We start from the raw sequence: 13,602 nt of genomic DNA, 5'->3' as shown, positions 1-13,602 counted from the left end.
CCGCGGAGATCCGTCAGAAGCGCCCTACGGCTTGACCGCCTTCAGCGCGTACAGCAACGGGACGATCGGCTCCGCGTCGGGCAGCCGCCACCAGCCGTTCGCGGTCGGCACCATCGACGGGAAGCGCGGCCACGGCAGCTCCTCGGTCTCCCGCAGCAGTTCCACCCGCAGCCCCGCCCCCACCGCCGCGGAGACCACCTCGCCGAGGCCGTGCCGCCACTCGTAGCTCGTGGTCGCCCCGGTCAGCGGCGGGCCGTCGGTGTAGGTGGTGGGGGAGTCGCTGCGCAGCGCGCCGCGGCCCGCCAGGTAGTCGTGGCGGAGCAGCAGCGGCGGGGTGTCCGGGTCCGCGGGCGGGGTCGGGCCGAGCGCGTTCAGCAGCGGGTGGAACTCCACCAAATAGAACGTGCCGCCCGGCCGCAGCAGTTCGGCGACGGTTGTGGCCCAGGCTGTCAGGTCCGGCAGGTAGCAGACCGCGCCCTTGCCGGTGTAGAGCACGTCGAAGCGGCGGTCGCCGAGCGCCTCCCTGGCGCGGTACACGTCCGCGTGCACGAACTCCATCGCCCGGCCCGATTCCTCGGCCAGCCGCCGGGCCTCGGCCACCGCCTCGGCGGAGAAGTCCAGCCCCACCGCCCGCGCGCCCCGGTCCGCGAACGCGGCCGTCTCGGTGCCCAGATGGCACTGGAGGTGCAGCACGTCGCGGTCGGCCAATGCGCCGAGGTCGGCCCACTCGAACGACGCGAACCAGTCGTCGGCCCGCCGCGACCCGTCCAGGCCGTAGAAGGCGCTGGCCACGTGGACCGGTGTACGGGCGTCCCAGTTCGCCTCGTTGGCGCGGACCATCTCCTCGATGCCAGGCTCCCCGGGACGGCCGCCGGCGGGCGGACCGAGCGGTGCCCGGCCCGTGGACTCGCTCTGTTCTGTGGTCATGGTCCCCTTCTACCTGCCGGCGTCCCGCGGACGCCAGGAGCCGGGGCCTGTCCGGTACCGGCCACCCACCGTGCATCGGCCACCCGGCCCCCGCGGAGCACCACCCGCCGGCCCAGCCGCCCGGCCAACGCCTCGTCGTCGGTGGCGAGGACGCAGGTCAGCCGGTACCCGCCCCACACCCGCACCAGCAGCTCGGCGAACTCCGCCGCGGCCGGCGGCGACAGCCCCTCCGTGGGCCGGTCCGCGAGCAGCACGGTGGGCCGCTTCACCAGCGCCCGGGCGAGCGCCGCGCGCCGCCGGGCATACGGGTCCAACTGCCCCGGAAGGAGGTCGCCCTGGCCCGCCAGCCCGACCTCGGTCAGCGCCTCCCCGGCCAACTCCCAGCGGTCGGCGGGCCGTAGCCGCAGCGGGGCCAGCGCGGCGGCCACGCCCTGCCGCACGGTCAGCCCCGCGACGGGCCCGGGGTGGTCGCCGTCGCCCGTCCCGAGCAGGCCGATCGACTCGGCGCGGATCCGGTCCAGCCGGGACGCGGTGACGGTGGCCAGATCCGTACCGTCCAACAACACCCGGCCCCGGGTGGGCCGCTCCAGTCCGCCCAGGATCCGCAGCAGCGTCGAGGCGCCGGCGCCGGGCGGGCCCTGGACGGCGAGCGCGCCGCCGTCCGGGACGTACAGCTCGATGCCGTCCAGGGCCCGCACCGGTTCGCCGCCGCTTCGGTAGTGCTTGGTCACGCCGGTCAGGTGGTACACGGGCCCTCTCTCCTCCGGGCCACCGGACCGTGGCCCCGCCGCAGACCGTAGGCACCCCGTGTGACCGGGTCGTGAGCGGATGGTGAGAGGCCGATGAGAACGCCGGGCGGCCGGCCGGAGCTGGGCGCGGAACGCGCGGTCCGCGCCGGTGCGCGCGCCGGCCCGACTCCCCATTCCCGCCGGCGGGTTGGACGCCGGGCGCGGTGGCCGTACGGTTACCGGCACCGCAATCCGACGGGAAGAGTGGGGAATGAGCCAAGAGAACCGGGTGCTGTCCAACGCCGTCGACGTGAGCGTTCCGAGCGTCGCGCGGATGTACGACTACTACCTCGGCGGCAAGGACAACTACGCGGTGGACCGCGAGGCGTGCGACGAGCTGAGCAAGGTCGTCCCCAGCACCGGGGTGCTGGCCGTCAACAACCGGCGCTTTCTGCGCCGGGTGGTCCGCTGGCTGGCCGAGGAACGGGGCATCCGGCAGTTCCTGGACCACGGCTCAGGGCTGCCGACCCAGGACAACGTCCACGAGGTCGCGCAGCGGGTGGACCCCCGGTCCCGGGTGGTGTACGTCGACAACGACCCGATCGTGCTGGCGCACGGGCGGGCGCTGTTGGAGGAGAACGAGCACACCGCCGTCATCCAGGCGGACATGCGGGACACCGACGGGATCTTCGACCATCCGGAGGTCCGGCGGCTGATCGACCTCGACGAGCCGGTCGCCGCGCTGTTCGTCTCGGTGCTGCACTGCATCCCGGACGCCGACGACCCGGCCGGGCTGGTCCGGCGGGTCGCCGAACGGCTCGCCCCCGGCAGCTATTTGGTGGTGTGTCAGCTGGTGAGCGAGGACCCGGCGACCCGGGACTTCGTCACCGAGTTCATGCGGGTGAACACCCAGGGGCACTGGGGCCGGGTGCGTCAGCAGCACGAACTGCGGGCGTTCCTGGACGGGTTGGAGATCGAGGAACCGGGTCTGGTGGAGGTCTCGACCTGGCGCCCGGACCCGTCCGACGCCGGCCCCAAGCAACTGACCCAGGAATGGATCGAGTACGGCGGCGTGGCCCGCAGGGTCTGACGAGGTGTAACGCCGCTCCCGAGGTGTAACGCCCCCGAGGTGTAACACCCGTGAGGTGTAATGCCCCGAGGCCGTGGGGAGGCAGTGGAGTGGGGGGCGCCAGCGCCGTCCCGTATTCCCACCCCATCCCCTCCCCACCCCCGGCGTCAACTCTCCTGCTTGAGCAGCCGTTCCAATATCAGCAGCGACTCCCGGGGCGACTCCGCCTGGGCCGAGAGCCGGTCCATCACGGCGAGGTAGTGGTCGACGTCGTCGCGCTTGTCCAGGTAGAGCGCGCTGGTCAGTTGCTCCAGGTAGACGATGTCGGGCAGGTCGGGCTCCATGAAGCGCAGGATGGTGATCGGCCCGCCGGCCGCCGCGTGGCCGCCCAGGTCGAACGGGGCGACCTGGAGGGTGACGTTGGGCAGCCGCGCCATCTCGATGAGGTGCCGGAGCTGACCGGGCATCACCCCGGATCCGCCCAACGGGCGGCGCAGGCACGCCTCGTCGAGTATCGCCCACAGGCGCGGCGCGTCCGGCAGCGTCAGCAACTGCTGCCGCTCCATCCGCAGTTCGACCCGCTGCTCGGTCTCCTCCGCCGTGGCGGTCGGGTGCCCGAGCTGCGCCACCGCGCGGGCGTACTCCGCCGTCTGCAACAGGCCCGGTACGAACTGGACTTCGTAGGTGCGGATGACCGACGCGGCCGCCTCCAGGCCGAGATGGGTCTCGAACCAGCTCGGCAGCACCTCGTTGTACTGGTGCCACCACCCGGGCGTGCTGGTCCGGCGGGCGAGGGTGAGGAAGGAGGCGCGGGCGGCGCTGTCGGTGACGCCGTACAGCGTCAACAGGTCGGCGACATCGCGCTCCTTGCAGCTCACCCGGCCCAACTCCAGGCGGCTGATCTTGGCGTGCGAGGCCCGGATGGTGTGCCCGGCGGCCTCGCGGGTGATGCCGGCGGCCTCCCGCAGTCTGCGCAGCTGGGTGCCCAGCACGATGCGCAGGACGGTCGGGCCGCCGCGCGGATGGTCCAGATAGCGGCGCAGGGACGGGTCACTGCTCGACTGCGCGGCGCTCATACTGACTCCCCTGAGTGGTCGGGCGAACGCCCAGTGTCCCATTGCCCCGAAGGGGCGTACACCTACGCCGACTATCCGGCCGACATATGCCTCAGAAATGGCGTCCCGAGGCGGTCATCGAGTCACTCGGAGGCGAACAGATCGTCGAACTCGCCGTCCTTCGCGGCCTGTACGAAGGCGGCCATCTCGTTGCGGGGGTAGATCAGCGCGGGTCCTGACGCGTGCCGCGAGTTGCGCACCGCGACCCCGCCGTCCGAAAGAACCGCCAGCTCAACGCAGTTGCCGCTGGGGTTGCTGCGGCGGCTCTTGCGCCAGACCGCGCCCTCGATGCCGGTGGCCGGCATCCCGTTGGTCATCGACTCCATCACAGCTGCTCCCTTGGTGGGGGGACGTGCTCGGGACCGATCCGGGGTCGCGATCACATTGGCGTGATACCGCTCCCGGGTGACCGTCCTTGCCGATGTAATTGCAGATGCACTTGCAGCACTGGACGGTCGACGAGGATATTAGCCCTCCGGGACGGCCCCGCCCAGACCGTCCCGGACGCGCCCAACCCGTATGCCCCTCCGCGGAGATCGTGATGACCACACACCCGGCAGAGTCCGAGCGCGACATCCTCCGGGAAGGAGGAAAGCCCATGGCCGGCCCCGCTCGCGACACCGGGATGATGCCCGGGCTGGACGGCTTCGCCGCCTGCGCGCTGAGCGGTTCGGCGTGCACCGTGGCGGAGGCCCGCCGCTTCACCCGGGACACCCTCCAGGACTGGCGGATGTGCCCCCTCCTCGCCGACAACGCCGTCCTGATCGTCTCCGAACTGGTGACCAACGCCCTACGCCACGGCACCCCCGCCGACCCGTTCGAACTGGCCTTCAACTCCCTTGGTGGCGACCGCTTTTGCCCCGCCTGGCTGGCGCTGACCCGACAGGAGCGGGGGGTGCTGTGCGCGGTCTCCGACGGCGGGACCGGGGCGCCCGTGCTGCGGCAGCAGGACGCGCTCGCCGAGTCCGGGCGCGGCCTGCGCCTCGTCGACGAGCTCAGCGACTCCTGGGGCTGGACGCTGCCCGATCACGCGGGCAAGACCGTGTGGGCTACGGTGGTGACCCGCGGCTGAAAGAGGCCGCGGGGGAGTGACCACGGGGGGCCGAAAGCCGATGGATCTGCTGTCGCTGCGCTACTTCCGCGCGGTCGCACGCCGGGAGCACATCAGCCGGGCCGCCGAGGAACTGCGGGTCGCCCAGCCCTCGGTGAGCCGGACCATCGCCCGGCTGGAGGCCGAGCTCGGGGTGCCGCTCTTCGACCGACAGGGCCGCACCGTCCGGCTCAACGGCTACGGGACCGCCTTCCTCCGCCGGGTGGAACGGGCCCTTACCGAACTCGACGAAGGGCGCGCCGAGTTGGCCGACGTCGCCGGCCCCGACCGGGGCACCCTCGCGCTCGCCGCCGAGACCCTGCTGCCGCTCGCCCCGCTCCTGGGTGAGTTCCGCGCCGCACACCCCCGCGTCGCGGTCCGGCTCCTCCAGTCCACCCCCGGCACGATGCTGGCCCAACTCCGCGCCCGCGAGGTGGACTTCTGCATCACCTCGCAACCGCTGACCGCCCCCGGACTGGAGGAGGTCCCGCTGCGGCGCGAGGAGGTCCAGCTCGCCGTCCCGGCGGGACACCGGCTGGCCGGCCGGAAACGGGTCACGGTGACCGACCTGCTCGACGAGCCGTTCCTCACCACCCGTCCGGGGAACTGGCAACGCGCCCTGTTGGAACGGCTGTTCGCGCCCACCGGACAGCGCCCGGTGATCGCCTGCGAGGGCGACGAGCCCGGTGCCACCCCCTACCTCATCGGGGCCGGGCTCGGCATCGGACTGCTCCCCACGGTCGCCCGCACCGCCCCCGTGCCGGAGCCGATCGTCTGGCTGCACATCGACGCCCCCGACTGCTCCCGCACACTCAGCCTGGTGCGGCGCGCGGACGGCTATCTCTCGGCGGCCGCGGCGCGCTTCCGGTGCCTGGCCCTGGCGCACTTCGCGCCCACGGGCGATGCGCCCACGGGCGATGCGCCCACGGGCGATGCGCCCACGGGCGATGCGTCCACGGGCGGTGCGTCCACGGGCGAAGCGCTCATGGGCGACGCACCGGTGGACCCGCCCGGCGGCGGGGCCGCGGCTCAGAGCCCGTCGCCGCGCACCAGATAGCCGTCGCGGATCGCGGCGGGATCGGCGAACGGGCCGCTGCCGTACGGGTGGAGCGCGATGGCCACTTCGCTCGCGGCCGTCCCCTGCTCGGAAAGCGGCGCGAAGTCCCCGTCGGGCGCGTCCAGTTGGCGTTGTACGCCGTGCTGGCAGACCTTGGCCAGCTGGTCCGCCTCGACCGCGGAGAGGTCCGCCCCGGCCCGCAGTTGGACGTGGACCACGGGTCTGGCCTCCAGGTCCCCGCCCGCGTCCAACGTGAGACAGAACCCCGCTATCAACCCCGCCAGCGGATTGCCCTCGAAGAGCCCGCGCTCGACATCCTGCGGATAGCTGTTGGCGCCCATGTGAACTCCCGGCCCCAGTCGGTGGGTTGGCACCGACATCATCGGGGCCGGGCGCCCGGGCGTCATGAGTGTGGCTACTCAGCTCCGCGGGTGAGTACGGGGTGACTCGGCCACGTCGGTCGCGCGCCCTCACCCCGGCTCGTTGCCGAGCCCCTCGCCCAGGCCGAACGCCGCCAGCAGCCGTTCCGCCGCCAGCGTCGCGGTGATCTCGCCGGCCCGGACCGCCCGTTCGACCTCCGGGCCCAACTGCCGTACGTCCGGGTGCTCTTGGAGCCGGTCGATCAGCCGCTCACGGACCATCGACCAGGTCCATTCCACCTGCTGCGCGCGGCGCCGCTCGGCCAGCGCGCCGGTGGACTCCAGCAGGGTGCGGTGCTGCTCGATCCGCTCCCACACCGTATTCAGGCCGGTGCCCTCGCGGGCGCTACAGGTGAGCACCGGAGGGGTCCACGCCGCGTCCGCCGGCTGCAACAGCCTTAGCGCGCCGGCGAGTTCGCGCGCCGCGGAGCGGGCGTCCCGCTCGTGCGGGCCGTCCGCCTTGTTGACCGACACCAGGTCGGCCAGTTCCAGGACACCCTTCTTGATGCCCTGGAGCTGATCGCCGGTGCGGGCCAGCGTCAACAACAGGAAGGTGTCGACCATGCCCGCGACGGTGGTCTCCGACTGGCCGACGCCGACCGTCTCCACCAGGACGACGTCATAGCCCGCCGCCTCCATCACCACGATCGACTCCCGGGTCGCCCGCGCCACCCCGCCCAGCGTCCCGGACGTGGGGGAGGGGCGGACGAACGCCGCCGGGTCGGTCGACAGCCGCTCCATCCGGGTCTTGTCGCCCAGGATGGAGCCGCCGGTGCGGCTGGAGGACGGGTCGACGGCCAGCACCGCCACCCGGTGCCCCAGCCCCGTCAACAGCGAGCCCAGCGCGTCGATGAAGGTCGACTTGCCGACGCCCGGCACGCCGCTGATGCCCACCCGCCGGGCCGCACCGGAGTACGGCAGCAGTGTGACCAACAGCTGCTGGGCGGCCGCGCGGTGGTCGGCGCGGGTGGACTCCACCAGCGTCACCGCGCGGGCGATCCAGGCGCGGGAACCGGCCCGCACCCCCTCGGCGTACCGGTCGACGTCGATCCTCGGAGCCATCGCCCTCCAGCCCTCCGCTCTACAGCTCGTGGCCGAGGGCCGTCGCCAGGTCCCGCACCAGGTCGTGGGCCGCGTCCGGGATGACCGTGCCGGGCAGGAACACCGCGGCCGCGCCCATGTCCCGCAGCGGCTGGACGTCCTGCGGCGGGATCACCCCGCCGACCACGACGGTGATGTCCTCCCGGTCCTCCGCCGCCAACGCCTCGCGCAGCGCCGGCACCAGCGTCAGATGGCCGGCCGCCAGCGAGGACACCCCGACGATGTGCACATCGGCCTCCACCGCCTGCCGGGCCACCTCCGCCGGGGTCTGGAACAGCGGGCCGACGTCCACGTCGAAGCCCAGGTCGGCGAAGGCCGTGGCGATCACCTTCTGGCCGCGGTCGTGGCCGTCCTGGCCCATCTTGGCCACCAGGATGCGCGGCCGGCGCCCCTCGGCGCGCTCGAACGCGGCCACCAACTCGCGCGTGCGCTCGACCCCCGACGAGGGGCCCGCTTCGTCTCGGTACACACCGGAGATGGTACGGATCTGGCCCGAGTGGCGTCCGTAGACCTCCTCCAGGGCGTCCGAGATCTCTCCGACGGTCGCCATCGCCCGGGCCGCGTCCACCGCCAGCGCCAGCAGGTTGCCCTCAAGTCCCGGTCCGGGGCCGGCCTTCGCCGCCTCGGTCAGCGCCCGCAGCGCCCGCCGGCAGGCGTCCTCGTCGCGCTCCGCCCGCAGCCGCTTGAGCTTGTCGATCTGCTGGGCCCGCACCGCGGAGTTGTCGACCTTGAGGACCTCGATCTCCTCGTCCGTCTCCACCCGGTACTTGTTGACGCCGATGAGCGCCTGCCGGCCGGAGTCGATCCGCGCCTGCGTACGAGCCGCGGCCTCCTCGACGCGCAGCTTGGGGATGCCCGCGTCGATCGCCTTGGCCATCCCGCCGGCCGCCTCGACCTCCTCGATGTGGGCCCAGGCCCGGCGCGCCAGATCGTGGGTGAGCCGCTCGACGTACGCGCTGCCGCCCCACGGGTCGATCACCCGGCAGGTGCCCGACTCCTGTTGGAGGAAGAGCTGGGTGTTGCGGGCGATCCGGGCCGAGAAGTCGGTGGGCAGCGCCAGCGCCTCGTCCAGGGCGTTGGTGTGCAGCGACTGGGTGTGGCCCTGGGTCGCCGCCATCGCCTCCACGCACGTCCGGGTGACGTTGTTGAACACGTCCTGCGCGGTCAGCGACCAGCCGGAGGTCTGCGAATGGGTGCGCAGCGAAAGGGACTTGGGGTTCTTCGGCTCGAACTGCGAGACCAGCTTCGCCCACAGCAGCCGGGCCGCGCGCAGCTTGGCGATCTCCATGAAGAAGTTCATGCCGATCGCCCAGAAGAACGACAGCCGCGGCGCGAAGGCGTCCACGTCCATCCCGGCCGCCATGCCCGCCCGCAGGTACTCCACCCCGTCCGCGAGGGTGTACGCCAGCTCCAGGTCGGCCGTCGCGCCGGCCTCCTGGATGTGGTAGCCGGAGATCGAGATGGAGTTGTAGCGCGGCATCTTCTGCGAGGTGTACGCGAAGATGTCGGAGATGATCCGCATCGAGGGCTGCGGCGGGTAGATGTAGGTGTTGCGGACCATGAACTCCTTGAGGATGTCGTTCTGGATGGTCCCGGCCAACTTCTCGGGCGGCACGCCCTGTTCCTCGGCGGCCACGATGTAGAGCGCGAGAACGGGCAGCACCGCGCCGTTCATCGTCATCGACACCGTCATCTTGTCCAGCGGGATGCCCTCGAAGAGCTGCCGCATGTCGTAGATCGAGTCGATGGCCACGCCCGCCATGCCGACGTCGCCGGTCACCCGCGGGTGGTCGCTGTCGTAGCCGCGGTGGGTGGGCAGGTCGAAGGCGACCGACAGGCCCTTCTGGCCGGCGGCGAGGTTGCGGCGGTAGAAGGCGTTGGACTCCTCCGCGGTGGAGAAGCCGGCGTACTGCCGCACCGTCCAGGGCTGGTTGACGTACATCGTCGGGTACGGGCCGCGCAGATACGGCGCGATGCCCGGGTACGTGCCCAGGAAGTCCAGCCCCGCCAGGTCCGCTTCGGTGTAGAGCGGCTTGACGTCGATGCCCTCCGGCGTCTCCCAGGTCAGGTCCGCGACGCTCTTGCCGGTGGCCTGCTGCACCGCCTCCGCCCAGCCGGCCTCGTCACCGGACGCGGCCTCGCCCGACGGGGCGCCCAGCTCCACCGTGCTGAAGTCCGGGATGGCGCCCGCTCGTTGTGTCGTCTCCTTCATGCCGCCACCTCCGTGACATCCAGGGCCGAGGAGAGCACCCCGGCCGCATCGCAGCCGGCGAACACGAACGTGTCCACCCCGGCCGCCACGAACTCGTCCCGGCGCCCGCCCGGTTTGCCCGCCAGGTACACCCGCGCCGCCCCGGCCGACTTCAGCGCCTTGGCCACCTCCGCCGCCTGCTCGGCGTAGCCGGTGTCGCTGGCGCACAGGCACGCGATCCGCGCGCCGCTGGCCGCGAACGCCTCGGCCACCGACGCGGCCGACACCTGCTCCGTGACGGTCTCGATCCCACCCGCCTGGAAGAGGTTGGCGGCGAACGCCACCCGCGCGGTGTGCGCCGCGACCGGCCCCAGCGCGGCCAGGAATGCCTTCGGCCGCGCCCCACCGGCCGCCGCCCGGGCGTCCGAACGGGCCCGCAGCGCCTCGAACGCATCGTCCCTACGCACCCGCGGCAGCCCCCCGCCGGCCGGCATCGGCGCCGGCTCGCGGGTCAGCGGCGCCTCGGCCAGCAGCGGGAACTCGCTGACACCGGTGATCGGCTCCCGGCGGTGCGCCAGTTCCACGCTGCGCCGCCGCCAGGTCTGTGCCAACCGCTCGCCGAGCATCCCGGACCGCAGCGCGGCGGCCTGCCCACCGGCGGCCTCGATCTCCTGGAAGAACGCCCAGCCGGCGCGGGCGAGTTCGCCGGTGAGCCGCTCGACATACCAGGAGCCGCCCGCCGGGTCGATCACCTTCGCCAGGTGCGACTCCTCCAGCAGCACCGACTGGGTGTTCCGGGCGATGCGCCGGGCGAACGCGTCCGGCAGCCCCACCGCCGCGTCGAACGGCAGCACCGTCACCGCGTCGGCGCCGCCGACGCCCGCGGACAGCCCGGCCACCGTGGTGCGCAGCATGTTCACCCACGGGTCCCGACGCGTCATCATCACCGATGAGGTGACCGCGTGTTGACGCTGCGCGGCACCGGCCGGCGACGCCCCGCAGACCTCGGCGACCCGCGCCCACAGCAGCCGCGCCGCGCGCAACTTGGCGATCGTCAGGAACTGGTCGGCACTCGCGGCATAACGGAACTCCAACTGCCGGCAGGCCGCGTCGATGCCCAGGCCCGCCCCGTCCTCGGTGAGCGCGCGCAGATAGCCGACCCCGCTGGCCAGCGAGGCCCCCAACTCCTCGGCCGCCGAGCCGCCCGCCTCGTGGTACGGCAGCGCGTCGACGGTCACCGTGCGGATGCCCGGCGCGCTCCCGGCGACCCGGCCGGCCCAGCGCGCCGCGTCCGCCAGCCCGTCGGCCAGCCCACGGTCGTCGCCGGTACGGGCCAGCACGCCCAGCGGATCGGCGCCGAGCACCCCGGCCGCCGCCGACAGCGCCACCCCCGACTCCTGGTACAGCCGCAGCAACTCCTCGGCCGCCGCCGGGAATTCCGCGCCCGCGTCCAGCACCACCGGCGCCAGGTCCAGATAGACCCCCTGCACCGCCTCCGCCAGGCCGGACACCGGGATGCCGCCGTCGCCGACCGTCAACCACACGGAGGTGACGCCGTTCTCCAGGTCGGCGAGGAGCGCCTCGTTGACCCGTCGGGGATCGGTGCCGTGCTGTCGCTGACGCACGTCCCACCCGGAGGCGGCACTGCCCTCCGGGCGGGACGCCCGTACGAACGGCGGGAAACCGGGCAGGCCGGCGGCGGGCGGCGCGTCCTGGGCGGTGTAGAGCGGGCGGACACGGATCCCGTCCTGGAGATCCGTGGCGAGCGCGTCCTCGGCGGCGGCACCCGCGGCCTCGGTGGCGCCCGACTTGCGCAGTACGCCCTCGACCAGTCGCTGCCACTGCTCGCGATCAGCGGCCGGGAAGGCGCCGGCCAGGGGGAGTTCGGGGGACTCGGCGGTCATGGCAGCAGGCTAGGGGAACGGTCGTTAGCGGGAGCAGGGTAAAGCGCTGTGACCTTGCCCTCGTTGAACCGGGCCCCGGTCGCCGTGTACGGGTGCCCGCGTCCCGACCGGCCGCCCAAGCGGCCCCCTCCGGCGCGCTACGGTGGCCCCGCACCCCATCGAGGAGCGGAATGCACCGACCGCCGATCACCCGCACCACCCTCGCCGCCGTCTTACTCGCCCTGTTGGCGCTGACCGTCACCGCGGCCCTCCTGGTGCCGACGCCGCACCACGGCACCGCCACCCGCCCCGCCTGCACCGGCCGCACCCTCGCCTCCTGGACCGTCGACCCCGGCCCGACCGAGGCGTTCGCCCGCTACGGAAACGACGGCTCCCGCACCGACGACTGGACCGGCGGCGACGGCACCCACTCGGTGCGTCTCCCGGACGGCCGGACGCTCTGGCTGTTCTCCGACACCTTCCTCGACCGCGTCCACCCGCCGCCCAACCCCCAGGGCGCGCCCCACCATTGGCGCACCACCGAGAACGGCGGCACCCCCTTCCTGCGCCACAACTCCCTTGTGGTGATGGACCGTTCGGGCCGGCCGGAGCGCACCTTGACCGGCGGCGACGGCACCGCGCCCGGGCCGTTCTTCCCCGACGCGCCCGGCGGCGGCTGGCGTTGGCCGGTCCACGCGACCGTCGAGCCCCGCACCCCCGGCGCGGCCGAACAGGTCGTCCGGGTGCTGCTGTGGAACCGGGCCCCCGGCACCGGCCCGTGGATCTTCGGCGCACCCCACGGCACCGAGGTCGCCACCCTCTCCCTGCCCGACCTGCGCCTGGAATCGATCACCCCGGTCGTCGACCAGAGCACCGTCGCCGACCCGGCCCGGCGGGTCCTCTACGGCGCCTCGTTGGTCCGCGACGGCGACTGGAGTTACGTCTTCGGCGGCGACGACCCGCCCTCGACCCCGGCCGACAGTGGCTATCTGGCCCGGGTCCCGACAGGTCGGCTCGCGGACCGGGCGGCCTGGCGGTTCTGGGACGGCGCCCGTTGGCAGCCGGACGCCGGGCGGGCCGCCCCGGTGCTACGCGGCGCCGGCCGGCGCGGCGTCGGCAGCGCCTTCAGCGTCGTCCGCGACCATGGCACGTGGGTGCTGTTCACCATGGACACCGCCGGCGGCGGCGCCGCGGGACTGCGTACGATCACCGCCTACTGGTCCTGCTCACCCCAGGGCCCCTGGCACGGGCCGGCCGGCCGCATCACCCCGCCCCGGCCCGCCGGCCCCGACCCGCACCACATCGCGGTCTACAACCCGCAGGCCCACCCGGAGTTCACCACCGACGCCGGCCTACTGCTCAGCTACGACGTCAACTGGCTCGGCCCACCCGGCGCCCCCGCCGACCCGGTGGTCAACGGCGACGTGGACCTCTACCGCCCGAGGTTCCTACGGGTGCGGTTGACACGGGCGGGGCGGTGAGCGGGCACCTCAGCGGGCGTGCTTCTCCCGCCAGGCGCGGGCCCGTTCCTCGATGTCGTAAGGGACGAGCCCCAGCGGCGGGCCCTCCTGTGGGGCGGCGAGGGCGGCTCGGATGCGGTCGTTGAGGTCGGTGAGGATGCGGCGGAGGGCGGCCTCGGTGGGGGCGTCGGCGGCGGCCGCCAGGGCGTCCTCGGCCTCCTTGCGCAGGACGAGGCTGGGCGGGAGGAAGGAGAGGTGCTCCCGGTGCATCTTGTCCCTGAGCCACCACGTCTCGTCGTAGGGCCGATCGAGATCGGGGAGCGGCTTGCCGAAGCCGGGGAGGCGCTCGAAGGCGCCCTGCTCGGCCGATTCGCGGATCTGCTTGTCCACCCAGCTCTCGAAGCTGACGCCGGGGGGCTTGCGCTCGGTCATCGTGAATCCTCCCGAGGTGCGGCCGGACGGTTCCCGCTCCTTCACGGTAGCGCGGCGCCACCGGCCGCCCGGGCCGGGGACGCCCTAGGGCGCTTCTGACGGATCTCCGCGGCGTCGCGGCGCCTGGCAC

Annotated in this window: 13 protein-coding genes; 4 read left to right on the top strand and 9 right to left on the bottom strand. The window is 73.3% G+C overall.

The window, feature by feature from the left end; all coding sequences use genetic code 11:
• Positions 1 to 24: 24 nt before the first annotated feature.
• Positions 25 to 927, bottom strand: a complete 903-nt coding sequence (locus tag ACFVFQ_RS18885) for a class I SAM-dependent methyltransferase (RefSeq protein WP_383416969.1) — start codon at positions 925 to 927, stop codon at positions 25 to 27.
• Positions 924 to 1,676 (bottom strand): ATP-binding cassette domain-containing protein, encoded by a 753-nt coding sequence (locus tag ACFVFQ_RS18880; RefSeq protein ID WP_383416966.1) that lies wholly within the window; start codon positions 1,674 to 1,676, stop codon positions 924 to 926. Before ACFVFQ_RS18880 ends, ACFVFQ_RS18885 begins: the two co-directional genes overlap by 4 nt.
• Positions 1,677 to 1,926: 250 nt before the next feature.
• Between ACFVFQ_RS18880 and ACFVFQ_RS18875 the strand changes: the two genes are divergently transcribed.
• The gene (locus ACFVFQ_RS18875) at positions 1,927 to 2,745 is read left to right on the top strand and encodes an SAM-dependent methyltransferase (RefSeq protein ID WP_383416963.1); all 819 of its coding nucleotides are present in this window, start codon (positions 1,927 to 1,929) and stop codon (positions 2,743 to 2,745) included.
• Between the two features lie 146 nt (positions 2,746 to 2,891).
• On the opposite strand, the gene ACFVFQ_RS18870 is transcribed toward ACFVFQ_RS18875, so the two are convergent.
• Positions 2,892 to 3,800, bottom strand: a complete 909-nt coding sequence (locus tag ACFVFQ_RS18870) for a helix-turn-helix domain-containing protein (protein WP_383416960.1) — start codon at positions 3,798 to 3,800, stop codon at positions 2,892 to 2,894.
• Between the two features lie 122 nt (positions 3,801 to 3,922).
• Positions 3,923 to 4,165, bottom strand: coding sequence for a DUF397 domain-containing protein (locus ACFVFQ_RS18865; RefSeq protein WP_383416957.1), 243 nt, complete (start codon positions 4,163 to 4,165; stop codon positions 3,923 to 3,925).
• Between the two features lie 272 nt (positions 4,166 to 4,437).
• Here ACFVFQ_RS18865 and ACFVFQ_RS18860 point away from each other — a divergent pair, with 272 nt between their 5' ends.
• The gene (locus ACFVFQ_RS18860; protein ID WP_383416954.1) at positions 4,438 to 4,911 is read left to right on the top strand and encodes an ATP-binding protein; all 474 of its coding nucleotides are present in this window, start codon (positions 4,438 to 4,440) and stop codon (positions 4,909 to 4,911) included.
• A 40-nt stretch (positions 4,912 to 4,951) separates the two neighbouring features.
• Positions 4,952 to 5,986 (top strand): LysR family transcriptional regulator, encoded by a 1,035-nt coding sequence (locus tag ACFVFQ_RS18855; RefSeq protein WP_383416951.1) that lies wholly within the window; start codon positions 4,952 to 4,954, stop codon positions 5,984 to 5,986.
• Here ACFVFQ_RS18855 and ACFVFQ_RS18850 read toward each other — a convergent pair.
• The 4 genes from ACFVFQ_RS18850 to ACFVFQ_RS18835 all read right to left on the bottom strand — a co-directional run bounded on the left by ACFVFQ_RS18850 (position 5,959) and on the right by ACFVFQ_RS18835 (position 11,601).
• Positions 5,959 to 6,327, bottom strand: coding sequence for a coenzyme f390 synthetase (locus ACFVFQ_RS18850; RefSeq protein ID WP_383416948.1), 369 nt, complete (start codon positions 6,325 to 6,327; stop codon positions 5,959 to 5,961). The two genes, ACFVFQ_RS18855 and ACFVFQ_RS18850, sit on opposite strands and share 28 nt — an antisense overlap.
• Before the next feature lie 129 nt (positions 6,328 to 6,456).
• Entirely contained in the window at positions 6,457 to 7,467 is a 1,011-nt protein-coding gene (gene meaB / locus ACFVFQ_RS18845) for a methylmalonyl Co-A mutase-associated GTPase MeaB (protein WP_383416945.1), read from the bottom strand.
• Positions 7,468 to 7,486: 19 nt separating this feature from the next.
• Complete coding sequence (gene scpA, locus ACFVFQ_RS18840; RefSeq protein WP_383416942.1) at positions 7,487 to 9,718, bottom strand: methylmalonyl-CoA mutase; 2,232 nt, start codon at positions 9,716 to 9,718, stop codon at positions 7,487 to 7,489.
• Positions 9,715 to 11,601, bottom strand: a complete 1,887-nt coding sequence (locus ACFVFQ_RS18835; RefSeq protein WP_383416939.1) for a methylmalonyl-CoA mutase family protein — start codon at positions 11,599 to 11,601, stop codon at positions 9,715 to 9,717. Before ACFVFQ_RS18835 ends, scpA begins: the two co-directional genes overlap by 4 nt.
• A 170-nt stretch (positions 11,602 to 11,771) precedes the next feature.
• On the opposite strand from ACFVFQ_RS18835, the gene ACFVFQ_RS18830 reads away from it, so the two are divergent.
• Positions 11,772 to 13,061: a DUF4185 domain-containing protein gene (locus tag ACFVFQ_RS18830; RefSeq protein WP_383416936.1), complete on the top strand. Its 1,290-nt coding sequence runs from the start codon at positions 11,772 to 11,774 to the stop codon at positions 13,059 to 13,061.
• A 9-nt stretch (positions 13,062 to 13,070) separates the two neighbouring features.
• Here the strand turns inward: ACFVFQ_RS18830 and ACFVFQ_RS18825 are convergent, their stop codons facing one another.
• Entirely contained in the window at positions 13,071 to 13,472 is a 402-nt protein-coding gene (locus tag ACFVFQ_RS18825; RefSeq protein WP_383416933.1) for a DUF1992 domain-containing protein, read from the bottom strand.
• Between the last annotated feature and the right edge of the window lie 130 nt (positions 13,473 to 13,602).

It is taken from the genome of Streptomyces sp. NPDC057743 (genome assembly GCF_042798755.1).
Classification (GTDB): Bacteria; Actinomycetota; Actinomycetes; order Streptomycetales; family Streptomycetaceae; genus Streptomyces.
Note: the sequence above shows the minus strand (reverse complement) of the source record. Positions and strands in the feature narration are given on the sequence as shown.